Here is a 14309-nt window from a genome sequence, read left to right on the forward strand (position 1 = left end):
AATGTCAAAAAAAGTTTGGATCTTATTTCCTGACGGTGTTGGATTACGCAATTTTGCCTTCACAAATTTCAAAAATATTGGTGATAAATTAGGTTATGACATTACCTATTGGAACAATTCAGTTTTTGATCTTGAAAAGGAATTTGGATTTGCACAAATCAACATTCCTAGTACCAAAATTCACCCTAAAACTCCAGTAATTAATCACGCAAGGAAAAGGGTAGAGTTAGCGCTTTCGCGAAAGCGTGATAACGATAATGTGTATTCAACATATAGATTTCCTTTAAAATGGAATAGCCTTAAGAATTGTGTTAAAAGTAGCTTTGTAAAGTTTCATGAAATTTTTTCATCTACTGATTCGGGTTGGGAAAACCTGAAGAATAAAATGTATGAGGCTGAAAGGAGTACAAATCGCTATAAGGTATTAAAAGAACAGCTCACGAAACACAAACCAGACTTAGTTTTTTGTACGACTCAACGTGCTACTCAAGGAATAGCACCGGTACTAGCAGCTCAAGATCTAGGAATACCTACAGCGTGCTGGGTTTATAGTTGGGATAACTTACCTAAAGGGATGTCTACTATTGAGACTGATTATTATTTTGTATGGTCAGAATTGATGAAGGAGCAGTTGCTACACTACTATCCAAAAATAAAAAGTAATCAAGTTTATGTGACTGGAACACCTCAATTTGAGCCACATTATAGTAAAGAACTCTATATTTCTCGCGAACAGTTTTTGAGCGAGCATAATTTAGATAAAAACAAGGAATACATTTGTTTTTCTGGTGATGATACTACCACTTCGCCACTGGATCATCTTTATTTAAGGGATACTGCTATCGCCGTTAAAAATCTCAACGCTCGTGGTTATAACTTGGGAATAATATTTAGACCAGTACCAGTAGATGATTCTAATAGATACGATGAGGTTTTGAAAGAACATGTTGATGTTATTACCACTATAAAACCTTTATGGAAACCAATGGGTAATTCTTGGAATCAAATGATGCCTACTAAGGATGATTTTGCACTATTGGTAAATACTTGCAGACACTGTGAACTGGTAGTTAATATTTGCAGCAGTATGGTCTTTGATTTTGTCATACATGGTAAACCGACCATTTACCCCAACTATGAGCAACCAGAACTTAAAAAAGGTATACGAGATATCGGACAAAATTACAAATATGTCCATTTTAGAACGATGCCTGATACGGCTGTAGTTTGGGCTCATAAAAAAGCTGATATTGAGACTGGAATCAAGCATTTACTTGAAAATGTGGTAAATCCCGTGCAGGATTGTAAAAAATGGTACGGCGTTATTAATCATCCTAAGCAACCAGAATTAGCAAGTGAGCGAATTTGGGATGGGATAGGACAAATTTTGAATTAAATGCACATCGCCTACCTAACACCAGAATTTCCTCATAAACGTACTGGCCACGCTGGTGGAATGGGCACTAGTATAAAAAATCTAGCAGAACAAGTGGCTATCATAGGGCATAAAGTCAGTGTCTTTATTTATGGACAAAATCGTAGCGAAGTATTCACTGAAAAAGGAATAACCTTTCATAAAATTGAGAAAATCAACTATCCTATTGGAGGATTTTACTTTTATCGTAAACATATAGAAAGCTATATAAATTTAAACTGCGATACTGTCGATATAATAGAAGCTCCTGATTGGACTGGGATAACGGCTTTTATGAACTTGAAAAAACCTCTGGTGATAAGGTTTCATGGTAGTGATACTTATTTCTGTCACATCGAGAAACGTCCACAAAAGAAAAAAAACTTTCTTTTTGAAAAATGGGCTGTTAAAAAGGCACAAGCTTACATCGCTCCCACAACCTTTGCAGGAGAGAAATCAGTTCAATTATTTAAGGCTGATGTAAATAAGTTGAAAATTATACCTTATGGTTTACAACTAGAAAAATTTGTAAATAACAATCCCGATCAGTTTACTGCTTTTAATATACTTAACATAGGTACTATAATTCGTAAAAAGGGTTTATTTCAATTGGCTCAAATATTCAATGAAATTCACAAATCCTACCCTAAATCAACTTTGACACTAATTGGTTCTGATAGTGCTGATGTTTCTACGGGTTCTAATTCTACTTGGGAATTGGTAAAACAAACCTTTAGTCCAACAGCATTACTCAACGTTACTTATAAGGGAAAAGTCCCCTATAATCAAACCCAAGACCTTATTAAAAAAGCACATATTTGTGTCTTTCCTTCTCTTGCAGAAACCTTGGGTATGGTAACGATTGAAAGTATGGCACTTAAAAAAGCAGTGGTAAATACAAATATTGGCTGGGCACAGGATTTAATTGAGCATGGACATGACGGCTACATGCATCATCCAGATGATATAGAGAGTTTTATTAAGTCTATAACTAAACTTTTTGAAAGTAAAGATACTTTACTGAATGTGGCCATTAACGCTAGAAAAACGGTAGAAAGTAAATTTGACATCAAAAAAATAGCAAGTAAGAACCTTGCTTTTTACAAAAGCGTCATTGAAAACTTAAATTAATCAATGATTGTTTTTAATTACATAGAAAATACAATCACTGATATTGAGAGTGATATACTTATTACTCAACCATCCTCGGGTAAAGTATTAGATTCTTTATTTGAATTGGCTAAAAAATTTCCAAATCGTTGGATAGCATGGAAAAACTCTACATCTATTGATTGGGAAGACTTTGATTCTAAAAAATCAGTGACTTATAAAATGCTGAGTTCTGGTAAAGCACCAAATTTTATCGATACTGGATTGGGATATGTAGAAGATACTCCTTTTATTAATTATTCAGAGAATCATTGGTATCCTACATGGATTATGAGTGCAGATCAGGGAATGATTCACGCAACGGTACTAAATAAAATCAAGCACTTTAGAAGTTCGGCCGACTTTGAATATGATATTAATTTGTTGGCTAGAATATTTCAACATCAAGGAATACTTTGTTATTCCAATCTTAAGAAGAACCCAACTCGATCTAACTACTTTAAGGCCTACAAATTAGTGGGGCACACGATGAAAAAAGGGTGGTTACCGTTTCTGCTGTTGTGTCACCTTAAGTATGACAAGAGATTTCCTTTTTTCGCTTTCGCGAAAGCGGTATTTCTTAAAAAGATAGTTCCTGTTGTAGACTTTTTGGAATTACAAATTAATCAGGTTGAACCATTTATAAATACGCAGTATGATGTTATAATCCCAACGATGGGTAGGGCAAGTTATTTGTATGATGTAATTAATGATTTAGCTAACCAAACCTTATTACCACAAACCATTTACATTGTAGAGCAAAATCCTAATAAAGAGGCAAGTACAGAGCTGGATAGGATTTTAAATGGTAATTGGCCCTTTTCAATTGATCACAAGTTCATTCACAAAACAGGAGCTTGTAATGCTCGAAATATTGCACTTGAAAAAACAAGGGCAAAATGGGTATTACTATTTGATGATGATGCGAGACTAAAACCCAATGTTTTGGAGAACATGGTTAGCCTAGCAGAAAATTTAAACGTAAAGTGTATCAATGCTGCTTATTTACAACAAGGGGAACACGAACATCAAAAAACATGGAAACAATGGCCCTATTTTGGTTCTGGTTGTTCCTTAATTCATCGAGAAATAGTGGATCGATGTAAATTTGACAAAGCTCTTGAACATGGGTACGGCGAAGATGTAGATTTTGGAATGCAAATTAGGAGAGCAGGATATGACGTGATTTATGCACCACAAATTCAAATTCTACACTTAAAAGCGCCTGTAGGTGGATTTAGAGAGAAACGTATTTTTCCCTGGTCAACTGATAACATTCAGCCCAAACCATCTCCTCATATCATGTATTTTAGAAAGAAAAACTATTCTGTAAATCAATTGAAAGGTTATAAATTGGTACAATGGTTTAAAAATTATGGTAAACTAGGGTCGATTTTGCCTTGGGGACATAATAAACTCTTTAATAAAGCATGGGAATCAAGTAAAAAGTATGCAAATAGTTTATGATAAGCGTTTTTACCGATATTGAGATCCTGTCAACTAAAAATAGAGGCAAGGTTCATCCCTTACTTTTTGACTTACATTATCTTGAGCATACCCATCCAATAGTTCACAAGTATTACCAACTGGTAAACACCGTAGAAAAGGCAGATATAATTGTCTTTCCTATCGATTATTTAAGAATTAAAACGAAGGAAGAACAGCAGTCTTGGAAGTTTTTGAATCATTTAGCTATTTCAAACGGTAAGAAGCTTCACGTTTATACAGGTGGTGATTATGGTAAAACATTTAGCAAGGATTATATAGTAACTTGGCGTAATTCAGGATATCGAAATACTAATCAAAAAGACACCATAATCATACCTAGTTTTATAGCAGATCCCATTGGAATTCATATTAGACAATTAAAATGGATTACAAAGAAAGAAAAACCTGAAATTTCATTTACTGGATTTGCCACGCACAGTAGGAAGGAACGTTTTAGATACAACTTAAGCTATTTAAAAAACCTGATGACATCATTTAGATCTTTCAATCCTGATAGGCCTATATTCTTTAATGCTGCAAAACAAAGATTTCTCAAATTAAAGGCGTTAGAGAGAGATCAACAAATCGCGACTCGATTCATTTATAGAGAACGATATAGGGCAGGAGCGACCTCAGAACAGGAAAGGCAACAAACCTCTCAAGAGTTTTTTGATAACTTGAACAACTCACCTTATGCCTTTTGCATGAGAGGAGCAGGAAATTTTTCTGTAAGATTTTACGAAGCATTGGCTTTAGGAAGAATCCCTGTTTTGATTGAAACCAATAATGTGCTACCACTAGTAAACGAGATTAATTGGTCTAATCATGTATGCCTTATAAAAGAGGATGAGAGTATGATTAAAAAATTAGTTCAATTTCATAATTCATGCTCAGAGGAACGTTTTATAGAACTACAGCAGAATAATCGTAAACTGTTTGAAAATTATTTAGTCAGGCATAATTTCTTTTACCACGTAAAAAATCAAATTGACGTATGAAATTTGCTCTAATTGTTTGTACCTACATGCGACCACAGCCTTTGATGAGGTTGTTACACAGTGTACGATCTCAAACATTACTTCCGTCTCAAGTAATAATTGTAGATGGAAGTTTGAACGATGATTCCTTAAATGAACTAAAATCTTTTTCTTTTAATGGATTAGAATACTTTAAGGTAGGAAATGAAGATCGCGGTTTGACCAAACAACGTAATTTTGGTATTGATCGAGTTTCTGAAGATATAGATATTGTTGCATTTTTAGATGATGATGTTGTATTAGATAATCAATACTTCAAACAGTTAGCATCAACGTATCAAGAGTATCCTAATGCTCTTGGAGTAGGTGGCTACATAACTAATGAGGTAGCATGGCAACTTCAAAATGAAAACAGTAATGCAACAGATTTTTATAATTTTGATGGTTACGTAAGAAAAGAAAGTAGTAGGTATAAGCTACGTAAAAAGTTAGGTCTGGATCATCATACACAGCCAGGCACTTATCCACCATTTGGTCACGGTAGATCTATAGGGTTTTTACCACCATCCGGAAAAACCTATAAAGTAGATTTATTTATGGGTGGTGTAGCTAGTTACCCTAAACAAATTGTAGATGCTCATAAATTTTCAACTTTTTTTGAAGGCTATGGATTGTACGAAGATGCCGAGTATACCTTGCGGTTGAGCAATGAAGGTAGCTTGTATGTGAATACACTAGCAACCTGTCAGCACTTTCATGCACCTGATGGTAGACCTAATCATTACAAATATGGTAAAATGGTGGTTCGTAATGGATGGTTTGTATGGCGTACAAAATATCCTAATCCAAGTTTTAAAAATAAATTGAAGTGGCATAGCATTACGCTTATTCTTATTTTAATCCGGATTCTCAATATATTTACCACGAGTAATCGTAAAGAGGCATTTACCGAATCATTAGGTAGAATAGTTTCTTGGGTAAATTTATTTTTTTCACGGCCTAAATAATGAAGTTTTTAAAAGACATAAAGAGGTACACCAATTACAGTGGTAAACCAGCATTATTAATGTTGTTAACTCAACAAGGCTTATGGGCTTTATTTCATTACAGATTATTCAACAAAGTTTACCGATCAAATTTGCCTGGAGTAATTAAACTCCCAATTTTATTAATAGGTGCAATAAAACTGAAATTTATTGAAATAATAACCGGTATAACCTTGCCCTATAGCGCAACAATTGGTCAAGGATTGTATATAGGGCACCATTCAGGAATCATTGTAAATGCAAACGCGGTGATTGGAGAAAATTGTAACATATCGCAAGGTGTTACTATTGGGGTTAGTGGCCGTTCGAACAAAAGAGGAGTTCCCATAATAGGTGATCAAGTTTATATAGGTGCAAATTCCACGGTAGCTGGTAAAATTAAAGTAGGTGATAACGCTGTTATTGGAGCCAATAGTTTAGTAATTAAAGATGTTGACCCTAGTTCGACAGTTCTTGGAGTGCCAGCTGTTAAGGTTAGTAATAACGATAGTTCTGGATACGTATGAAGTTAGTAGTAGTATCAGACGCGCCAATAATTAAACATAAAGATCAAAAACAAGCTTACGCACCCTACGTCAAGGAGATGAATTTATGGTTCAGTAAAGTAGATAAGGTACAAATCATCGCACCTACTCGATATAATAAACCTCTTCTTTTACAGCCATTTGATCGTCAGGATATTCAAGTGACTAGCTTGCGTCGGTTGGAATTCCACAGGATAAGTATGGCTGTTGTAAGTCTTCTTACTATGCCATACCAGTTGGTGGTTTTGATTTTCGCTTTCGCGAAAGCAGACCATATTCACTTGCGTTGTCCTGGGAATCTGGCACTACTTTCATGTCTTGTTCAAATACTTTTTCCTAGAAAAAAGAAAACAGTGAAATATGCCGGAAATTGGGATCCTAAAGCACGACAACCCATGGCTTATAGATGGCAGAAACTAATATTATCCAACACCTTTTTAAGTAAAAATATTACGGTTTTAGCGTATGGGAACTATGTCAATCAAACCAAAAATATAAAGCCTTTTTTCACAGCATCTTATTATGAAAAAGATAAAGAACCTATTGTTAAAAGGGATTATACCAGTGAATTGAATGCTTTATTTGTTGGCACGCTTAGTGAAAACAAAAGGCCTTTAAAAGTTGTCCAAATCGTAGAAGACTTAAGAAATGAAGGTGTGCCAGTCACCTTGGATATTTATGGTAATGGACCGCTTTTTGAATCTTTGAATGATTATGTCAAAAAAAATAAACTGAATCCATTTATTCACTTACATGGAAACCAACCATTGTCATCCGTTACTCAGGCGTATAAAAAAGCACATTTTGCATTTTTATTATCGCGTAGTGAAGGATGGCCCAAAGCCGTTGCCGAACCTATGTTTTGGGGTTGTATTCCAATTGCGACAGCTGTAAGTTGCGTGCCTTGGATGTTAACAGGTGATGATAATCAAACAAGAGGAATTTTAATCAAAGAGTTATCCAACGCAAGTGAAATTATTAAAGAGTATTTAAATCGTACTAATAAACTTGATGAAATGTCTAACAATGCGGCAAACTGGTCTAGGCAATACACACTAGATAAATTTGATTATGAGATTGAAAAACTTCTTTAAAGTCCTTCGTTTTGAGCGATACGTACCTTTTTAAATAGCTCAGAACTATATACAAAGTCGGTTACAGCTTTGTTATCGGTCTTAAATATTTCTTTATTCGTTCCTTCCCAAGCAATAAGCCCATCTTTTAAAAACACAATAGTTTCACCTATTTCCATTACGGAATTCATGTCGTGGGAAATAATCACTGTAGTGATATCACGTTCATGAGTGATTTCCTGTATTAAATTATCGATTATTGTTGCTGTTTTTGGATCCAGACCGCTATTGGGTTCATCGCAAAACAAGTATCTAGGATAATTAACAACAGCTCTGGCAAGTGCAACACGTTTTTGCTGACCACCAGAAATTTCACTAGGCATTTTTTTATTAAGTCCAGGAAGATTTACACGCTCCAAAATTTCATTTGCTCTTTCTTGTCGCTCGTTCTTCTTCATCTTAGTAAACATGCGCAGCGGGAACATAACATTCTCTTCTACCGTCATGCTATCAAATAGAGCACTATGTTGAAATAGCATACCCATTTCTTTACGTAAATCGCTTTTACGTTCAATTTCCATCTCTCCTAAACGCTCGCCATCGTAAATAATCTCACCAGCATCAGGCTCAAATAACCCCAGCATATTTTTAAGGAAAACCGACTTTCCCGAACCACTGGCACCTATTATCATATTCGTCTTTCCCTTAAGGAAAGTAGCATCTATTCCTTTAAGAATTTCCTCACCATTGAAGCCTTTTTTTAAACCTTTAACTTCTATCATGTCAATAATAATTGAGTGAGTAAATAGTTTGCAATTATAATCGAGACGCAGGTCCACACAAAACTTGTCGTACTTGCTTTCCCAACTTCTAGTGCGCCTCCTTTCATGTAATAACCATGATAGCTAGGAATGGTTGCGAGCAAAAACCCAAAAACGATTGTTTTTATAAAAGCATAGGCAACATGCCACGGTATAAAAGTATCCTGTAAACCAACTACAAATTCTTCTAGACTAACTAGATTACCATAAACGCTGGCTAAAAACCCACCAAAAATTCCTATAAACATGATAATAGCAATTAAAAATGGATAGAATGCAAGCGCTACAATTTTAGGAAATATCAAATAGTTCAAAGGATTAATTCCCATCACCTCAAGGGCATCAATTTGCTCAGTAACTCGCATGGTTCCTATACTCGATGTAATGTAAGAGCCTACTTTACCAGCCATAATCACACTAATAAATGTAGGCGCAAATTCTAGGATTATAGATTGCCTCGTGGCAAATCCAATCAATGATTTAGGAATTAAAGGATTGTCTAAATTGAGCGCTGTTTGTAATGCTACAACCGCACCCATAAATAAAGAAATAAAGGCGGTTATACCTATGGATCCTATTACTAGATCATCTATTTCCTTTAAAATCAATTCTTTAAGAACGATAGCTTTCGTAGGTCTTTTAAAAACACCTAAAAGCATCATCATGTATGTACCTATATGCCTTAAAAATCTCATGCGTTGGTAAAAGTAGCTAAAAAAATAACCTTGTGATTTAATGCCTTCTTAAACTTAATGGAAAATTCACTTTGTACCTTTGCGCAAAATGATAAAAATGAAACGACAATCAGTTCTTTTAGTATTGTTAACACTGGTTATAGGTTGTAGTACGCTTTCGCGAAAGCGTGATGCAAACCAAGTATCGTCAACATCATCTACAGGAATTCAACAACCTAAATTAGTAGTTGGAATCGTTGTAGATCAAATGAGGTACGATTATCTCACTAAATTTTATGATTACTATGGAGATGATGGTTTTAAGCGTCTTATGAATAATGGATTTAATGCCGTTAATCATCATTTTAATTATGTACCTACCTATACGGCTCCAGGTCATGCAAGTATTTATACGGGTACAACACCTGCAAATCATGGAATAATTGGAAACAATTGGTACGATAAGGTAGCAAAACAGTCCATCTACAACGTTTATGATAATAATCGTGTTTCTATTGGAACTAATGGAGAAGACGGTAAAATGTCACCTGAACGTTTGTTGACATCAACCGTTACCGACGAATTGAAACTACATACACAAGATCGTGCCAAGGTTATTGGAATAAGCATTAAGGACCGTGGAGCTATTTTACCTGCAGGTCATCTAGCCGATGCTGCATTCTGGTTTAAAGGAAAAGATGAGGCTAGATTTATTACCAGTAACTTTTACAAAGAAGAGTTACCACAATGGGTAGCAGACTATAATGATAGTGGTAAGGCAAAATCATACTTAACTGAATGGAACACGCTTTATCCAATAGAAACTTATAAAGCTAGCGGTACCGATCTTAATAATTATGAAAAACCACCTAGAGGTAAAGAAAAAGCTGTGTTTCCTTATGATTTAAAAGAATTAGCAGCAGAAAACGGAAATTACGATTTACTCAAAGCAACACCTTTTGGAAATACTGTGGTTGCAGATCTTGCTATTGCAGCTCTTGAAGGTGAACAACTAGGAAAGGATGATGTAACAGATTTTCTTGCAGTAAGTTTTTCTAGTACAGATTATATAGGCCATCAATATGGTGTTAACTCTGTCGAGGTAATGGATACTTATTTGCGACTAGACCTGGAAATAGCAAGATTTTTGAAAGAACTAGATGATAAAGTAGGTGTAGGAAATTATACTTTATTTCTTACTGCCGATCACGGTGCAGTACACGTTCCAGCTTACTTACATGATGAAGGCTTACAAGCAGGTTATTTTGACTCTAGAACATTAAGGGAAAAACTTAAGGATCAAGTAAAAAAAGAGTTTGGTAATGATGCCATCATTGAAAATGTATCCAACGAGCAAGTCTTTTTAAATTATAAAGTTTTAAATGATATAAATATTGATCATAAGTACATCCAACGTTACATTGCCGATTATCTTTTGGGATTAGATAACGTACAAAAAGTGTTTACTAGGTATGAGATGACACAAGGTAGTTTTACAGAAGGTACAGCAGCTCTCATACAAAAAGGATTTCATCAAAAACGTAGTGGTGATATCATGTATGTACTAGATAATGCGGTAATATCTTATTCAAAAACAGGTTCTACTCATGGAAGTGCTCATGCTTACGATACACATGTGCCTTGCATTTTTTATGGAGCAGGAATAAATGCTGGTCGTACAGCAAGGCCTATTTTTATAACAGATATAGCACCTACGATTTCAACACTGTTAGGTATAGCTTTTCCTAATGGCTGTACAGGAACTCCAATTAACGAAGCTTTATTTGAAAAATAACGGAGTTAATTCGAGAACTCTAATATATTTGTCATTCAAAACAAACAAAATGAAAAACATACTTTTAATTTTAGCGTTGATTGCAGGAACTACTGTCTATGCACAAGCATATCGCGGTAAAGGAGATCAAAAAATACAAGTAGGTGCTAGTTTTCAGGAAAATGCTACTGGAATAGGTGTAACCTATGATTATGGAGTAGGAGAGAACTTTTCTTTAGGTCTAGCTGCAAATTATGCACTTGGTCTAGACGATGCGGTAGATGCAGATTTTGATGAGAGATCTACTCTTGCATTACGATTTAATGCCAATATTGGAAATGTAATTAACCTTGATGAGAACTTTGATTTTTATCCAGGTCTTCATTTCTCTACAAAGAATTTTGGCGGACACGTAGGTGCACGTTATTTCTTTACAAATGGATTTGGTCTTTATACTGAAGCTGGATTTCCTCTTGCTAAGTATAAAACAGAAGATCTTACTCCAGCCGAAGAATTATACAATCAGTTTGTATTTAATATAGGAATGAGTTTTAATTTTTAAACCTCAATTTCTTTTTAATTCCACGCCATCTATACTGGCGTATAAAACGACCTTGATCTTCTGTTACAATTGGATCAAGGTTGTTTTTTTTACTTGATAGGTATCCTGAGAGGTAAGAGAAAAACAAAGAGAACTTCTTTTTGTTTAAACTCATTTTTAGAGCCGTAATCATCGTTAACCACCAACCGTAACGCATTTTGTAAAATGCTTCACCTTGAAGTTGCCAAGACCCTTTTCTATAAGCTGCTCCAGTAGGTTTAAGATGTTTCACATGTAAGTTTGGCACCGTGATTACCTTAAAGCCATAATATCGCGCTAGCATTTCGTCAATAGTATCCCATCCAATCGATGGTCGTAAACCATTTATTTGCTTAAAACAAGAAACTCGATAAGCTTTTAATGCTCCACGTATATGGTCTGGATTATTTTGATTTTCAAGTATCCAATGTCCTTTTTGTTGGATAACGCAATGACCACCTACCATACCAATTTGTTCGTTTGATTTAAATGTTGAAACCAGAGTTTTCAAGTAGTTTGTAGGGAAGATGAGATCTGCATCAAACTTACAAACAACGTCAAATTCATCTAAATTTAATCGCGATAAACCTTTTTCAAAGGCACGTATAACCTTACTTCCAGGTATATTTTGATCGCTTGATTTGTTAGTTAAGATTTCTAAGGGTAAGTCGGCAGAAAATTCATGAGCAATATTGCTGGTATCATCAGTGCTATTATCATCAACTAGAATAATTTTTGAAGCCTTATGAGATTGATTCTTTAAGCTTATTAGGGTTGATTTGATATAGTCTGCCTCGTTATGGGCTGGTATGATGATTGCTATTTTCACAAGTTTCAAAAATAATGGAAACCTACTTATCCTAATGAAGTTGTTGCTACTAAAATTGCTATTTTTGATAGATACAGACTATTATGCAGCTTACTACACCAGTTACAATAAAACCAGCATCAACACCTATAAATAATGACTCACAATTGATATTTATAGGAAGTTGTTTTGCTCAAAATATTGGTGAAAAATGTATTTACTATGGTTTCCCTACCTTGATAAATCCCATGGGTATTTTGTTTAATCCAGTGAGCATAGCTAGAATTTTTGAACGAGTACGAGATGAAAGATGGTATCAATCAACCGATGTTGAAACACCTTTTTGTTACGAGGTCCATTCTCAAATGAATCATGAGGATGAAACACAATTACTTGAAAATTTAAATCATCAATTAAAACAACTTAAAAAACAGCTTAGTAACACCTCACATTTATTTGTGACACTGGGAACCGCATGGGTTTACAAGCATAAAGAATCAAAAAAAATAGTTGCAAATTGTCATAAACAACCACAGTATATATTTGAAAAACTGCTTTTATCCATGCAAGAAATTAATCAGGCACTTGACACGATAGAGCAAGTAGCTAAAACTCACAATCCAAATGTGAACATTATATATACTGTTTCACCAGTACGTCATACACGAGATGGAATGGTGGAAAATACCCGTAGTAAATCCCGTTTGCATGAAGGTGTTTTGGGACACGTATCAAACGACGTATCCTACTTCCCAGCTTATGAGGTTGTACTTGATGAGTTAAGAGACTATCGATTTTTTAAGTCGGATATGATTCACTTAAATGAAGTTGGAATAGAGTATGTGTGGTCTCGCTTTCGCGAAAGCGTAATAGATACAAAACTCGATCAACAAATGTCTATTGTTGAGAAATTTAGAAGGTTGGAAGCTCACAAACCTCAAAATAAATTGAAACACGAGGAAATGGTAAAAGAAATGAAGGATAAAGTGATATCCTTATATCCAAAGGTACAATTGAAATGAGAAAATATGTATTAGGTGTTTTATTGGGAGCGATCCTAGTTGGGTGTTTTTATTATTGGAACCAAAGAAACTCTGAAAGGGAACAATTGATCGCGCAAACCTCTTTAATTCAAGAGCAAATTAATCATGTGAGTAAACTGGTGGTTACTGAAATTAATTATGCCAAGGTTTTTAATTATGAGGATACTAAAGAGTATGGATTGGACCTTTTTTACAGTAAGAAAAAGGCCTTGCTTATTTCAAATGCAGAAGTTCAAATTGCTTATGATTTAAGTGACCTAAAGGTTGAAATTAACGAAAGCCTAAAAGAAATAAGAATTACATCAATTCCTGAACCTGAAATTAAGGTAGATCCAAATTTAACCTATTATGATATTGAGGAAGGAATCTTAAATAAATTTACTGCTAGGGATTTGAATAAAATTCAACGTAGTGTCAAAGCAGATATTAAACGCCAGGTTCAAAATTCTGATGCTATGAAAAATGCTCAAAACAGATTGTTGAGTGAACTCACACAAATCTATGTTTTGAGCAATTCGCTAGGTTGGACTTTGATATATAACGAGAATCCAGTTGAATCACTAGATGCTCTAGAGGTAGTTATACCTTAATTAGGCATTATTTTGTGAGCGACTACAAGCTCTTTATCAAATTGTGCCTCGAGTAATTGATAGTATTTATTGAAAATATCCTTCTTAATGGCACATGTCTGACTATTAACTTCAATCCTCCTTTTAAATTCCTTGTCGTCTATTTTATTGGATATGTAATCTTCCGTGATTTTAGGACGTTCTCGCTTACAAGCTGCATATTCATTATAGGCTTGAACGTACCTCTGATAATCTGCACTTTGGGTAACCTCATTAAGAACAGTTTGATCACTTTGCTTACTGCTATCCTGGTTACATGAAAGAATTAAAAATGATCCTAGAATAAAAATTAATTTTCTCATTTGATTT

Annotated in this window: 15 protein-coding genes; 11 read left to right on the forward strand and 4 right to left on the reverse strand. The window is 34.7% G+C overall.

Annotated features, from left to right (window positions below):
• Position 1: 1 nt before the first annotated feature.
• The 7 genes from I5168_RS07280 to I5168_RS07310 are packed head-to-tail and all read left to right on the forward strand — an operon-like array spanning position 2 to position 7692.
• Positions 2–1396, forward strand: coding sequence for a UDP-glycosyltransferase (locus tag I5168_RS07280; RefSeq protein ID WP_431471353.1), 1395 nt, complete (start codon positions 2–4; stop codon positions 1394–1396).
• Positions 1397–2545 carry a glycosyltransferase family 4 protein gene (locus I5168_RS07285; protein WP_431471354.1) on the forward strand — a complete coding sequence of 383 codons (1149 nt, stop codon included), beginning with the start codon at positions 1397–1399 and terminating at the stop codon, positions 2543–2545.
• A 3-nt stretch (positions 2546–2548) separates the two neighbouring features.
• Positions 2549–4030: a glycosyltransferase family 2 protein gene (locus I5168_RS07290; protein ID WP_431471355.1), complete on the forward strand. Its 1482-nt coding sequence runs from the start codon at positions 2549–2551 to the stop codon at positions 4028–4030.
• Positions 4027–5049 carry an exostosin domain-containing protein gene (locus I5168_RS07295; RefSeq protein WP_167342326.1) on the forward strand — a complete coding sequence of 341 codons (1023 nt, stop codon included), beginning with the start codon at positions 4027–4029 and terminating at the stop codon, positions 5047–5049. The genes I5168_RS07290 and I5168_RS07295 overlap by 4 nt, the downstream gene beginning before the upstream one ends.
• Complete coding sequence (locus I5168_RS07300) at positions 5046–6035, forward strand: glycosyltransferase family 2 protein (RefSeq protein WP_431471356.1); 990 nt, start codon at positions 5046–5048, stop codon at positions 6033–6035. Before I5168_RS07295 ends, I5168_RS07300 begins: the two co-directional genes overlap by 4 nt.
• Positions 6035–6580 carry a serine O-acetyltransferase gene (locus I5168_RS07305; RefSeq protein ID WP_431471357.1) on the forward strand — a complete coding sequence of 182 codons (546 nt, stop codon included), beginning with the start codon at positions 6035–6037 and terminating at the stop codon, positions 6578–6580. Before I5168_RS07300 ends, I5168_RS07305 begins: the two co-directional genes overlap by 1 nt.
• A complete protein-coding gene (locus tag I5168_RS07310; protein WP_431471358.1) occupies positions 6577–7692 on the forward strand; it encodes a glycosyltransferase in 1116 nt (371 codons plus the stop codon). The genes I5168_RS07305 and I5168_RS07310 overlap by 4 nt, the downstream gene beginning before the upstream one ends.
• Here I5168_RS07310 and I5168_RS07315 read toward each other — a convergent pair.
• Together I5168_RS07315 and I5168_RS07320 are read right to left on the reverse strand one after the other, a co-directional pair.
• Positions 7689–8453, reverse strand: coding sequence for an ABC transporter ATP-binding protein (locus tag I5168_RS07315; protein ID WP_060524318.1), 765 nt, complete (start codon positions 8451–8453; stop codon positions 7689–7691). The two genes, I5168_RS07310 and I5168_RS07315, sit on opposite strands and share 4 nt — an antisense overlap.
• A complete protein-coding gene (locus tag I5168_RS07320; protein ID WP_042277797.1) occupies positions 8450–9187 on the reverse strand; it encodes an MlaE family ABC transporter permease in 738 nt (245 codons plus the stop codon). The genes I5168_RS07315 and I5168_RS07320 overlap by 4 nt, the downstream gene beginning before the upstream one ends.
• A gap of 97 nt (positions 9188–9284) precedes the next feature.
• On the opposite strand from I5168_RS07320, the gene pafA reads away from it, so the two are divergent.
• Both pafA and I5168_RS07330 read left to right on the forward strand, forming a co-directional pair.
• Entirely contained in the window at positions 9285–10961 is a 1677-nt protein-coding gene (gene pafA, locus I5168_RS07325) for an alkaline phosphatase PafA (protein ID WP_431471359.1), read from the forward strand.
• 49 nt (positions 10962–11010) lie between these two features.
• Positions 11011–11502 carry a DUF6646 family protein gene (locus tag I5168_RS07330; protein ID WP_042277798.1) on the forward strand — a complete coding sequence of 164 codons (492 nt, stop codon included), beginning with the start codon at positions 11011–11013 and terminating at the stop codon, positions 11500–11502.
• On the opposite strand, the gene I5168_RS07335 is transcribed toward I5168_RS07330, so the two are convergent.
• The gene (locus I5168_RS07335) at positions 11492–12349 is read right to left on the reverse strand and encodes a glycosyltransferase (protein ID WP_431471360.1); all 858 of its coding nucleotides are present in this window, start codon (positions 12347–12349) and stop codon (positions 11492–11494) included. The two genes, I5168_RS07330 and I5168_RS07335, sit on opposite strands and share 11 nt — an antisense overlap.
• Positions 12350–12432: 83 nt before the next feature.
• Here I5168_RS07335 and I5168_RS07340 point away from each other — a divergent pair, with 83 nt between their 5' ends.
• Complete coding sequence (locus I5168_RS07340; protein ID WP_431471361.1) at positions 12433–13350, forward strand: GSCFA domain-containing protein; 918 nt, start codon at positions 12433–12435, stop codon at positions 13348–13350.
• Positions 13347–13961 carry a DUF4230 domain-containing protein gene (locus I5168_RS07345; RefSeq protein WP_060524334.1) on the forward strand — a complete coding sequence of 205 codons (615 nt, stop codon included), beginning with the start codon at positions 13347–13349 and terminating at the stop codon, positions 13959–13961. The genes I5168_RS07340 and I5168_RS07345 overlap by 4 nt, the downstream gene beginning before the upstream one ends.
• Here the strand turns inward: I5168_RS07345 and I5168_RS07350 are convergent.
• On the reverse strand, positions 13958–14302 hold the full coding sequence (locus tag I5168_RS07350) for a hypothetical protein (protein ID WP_042277804.1): 345 nt from the start codon (positions 14300–14302) through the stop codon (positions 13958–13960). The genes I5168_RS07345 and I5168_RS07350 overlap by 4 nt on opposite strands.
• Between the last annotated feature and the right edge of the window lie 7 nt (positions 14303–14309).

The sequence above is a fragment of the Nonlabens sp. SCSIO 43208 genome, from assembly GCF_050703575.1.
Taxonomy (GTDB): Bacteria; Bacteroidota; Bacteroidia; order Flavobacteriales; family Flavobacteriaceae; genus Nonlabens; species Nonlabens tegetincola.

Bases quoted from the DNA above. Each gene is read 5' to 3' on its own strand.
- I5168_RS07280 (WP_431471353.1), top strand. From the start codon at position 2: ATGTCAAAAAAAGTTTGGATCTTATTTCCTGACGGTGTTGGATTACGC.
- I5168_RS07285 (WP_431471354.1), top strand. From the start codon at position 1,397: ATGCACATCGCCTACCTAACACCAGAATTTCCTCATAAACGTACTGGC.
- I5168_RS07290 (WP_431471355.1), top strand. From the start codon at position 2,549: ATGATTGTTTTTAATTACATAGAAAATACAATCACTGATATTGAGAGT.
- I5168_RS07295 (WP_167342326.1), top strand. From the start codon at position 4,027: ATGATAAGCGTTTTTACCGATATTGAGATCCTGTCAACTAAAAATAGA.
- I5168_RS07300 (WP_431471356.1), top strand. From the start codon at position 5,046: ATGAAATTTGCTCTAATTGTTTGTACCTACATGCGACCACAGCCTTTG.
- I5168_RS07305 (WP_431471357.1), top strand. From the start codon at position 6,035: ATGAAGTTTTTAAAAGACATAAAGAGGTACACCAATTACAGTGGTAAA.
- I5168_RS07310 (WP_431471358.1), top strand. From the start codon at position 6,577: ATGAAGTTAGTAGTAGTATCAGACGCGCCAATAATTAAACATAAAGAT.
- I5168_RS07315 (WP_060524318.1), bottom strand. From the start codon at position 8,453: ATGATAGAAGTTAAAGGTTTAAAAAAAGGCTTCAATGGTGAGGAAATT.
- I5168_RS07320 (WP_042277797.1), bottom strand. From the start codon at position 9,187: ATGAGATTTTTAAGGCATATAGGTACATACATGATGATGCTTTTAGGT.
- pafA (WP_431471359.1), top strand. From the start codon at position 9,285: ATGAAACGACAATCAGTTCTTTTAGTATTGTTAACACTGGTTATAGGT.
- I5168_RS07330 (WP_042277798.1), top strand. From the start codon at position 11,011: ATGAAAAACATACTTTTAATTTTAGCGTTGATTGCAGGAACTACTGTC.
- I5168_RS07340 (WP_431471361.1), top strand. From the start codon at position 12,433: ATGCAGCTTACTACACCAGTTACAATAAAACCAGCATCAACACCTATA.
- I5168_RS07345 (WP_060524334.1), top strand. From the start codon at position 13,347: ATGAGAAAATATGTATTAGGTGTTTTATTGGGAGCGATCCTAGTTGGG.
- I5168_RS07350 (WP_042277804.1), bottom strand. From the start codon at position 14,302: ATGAGAAAATTAATTTTTATTCTAGGATCATTTTTAATTCTTTCATGT.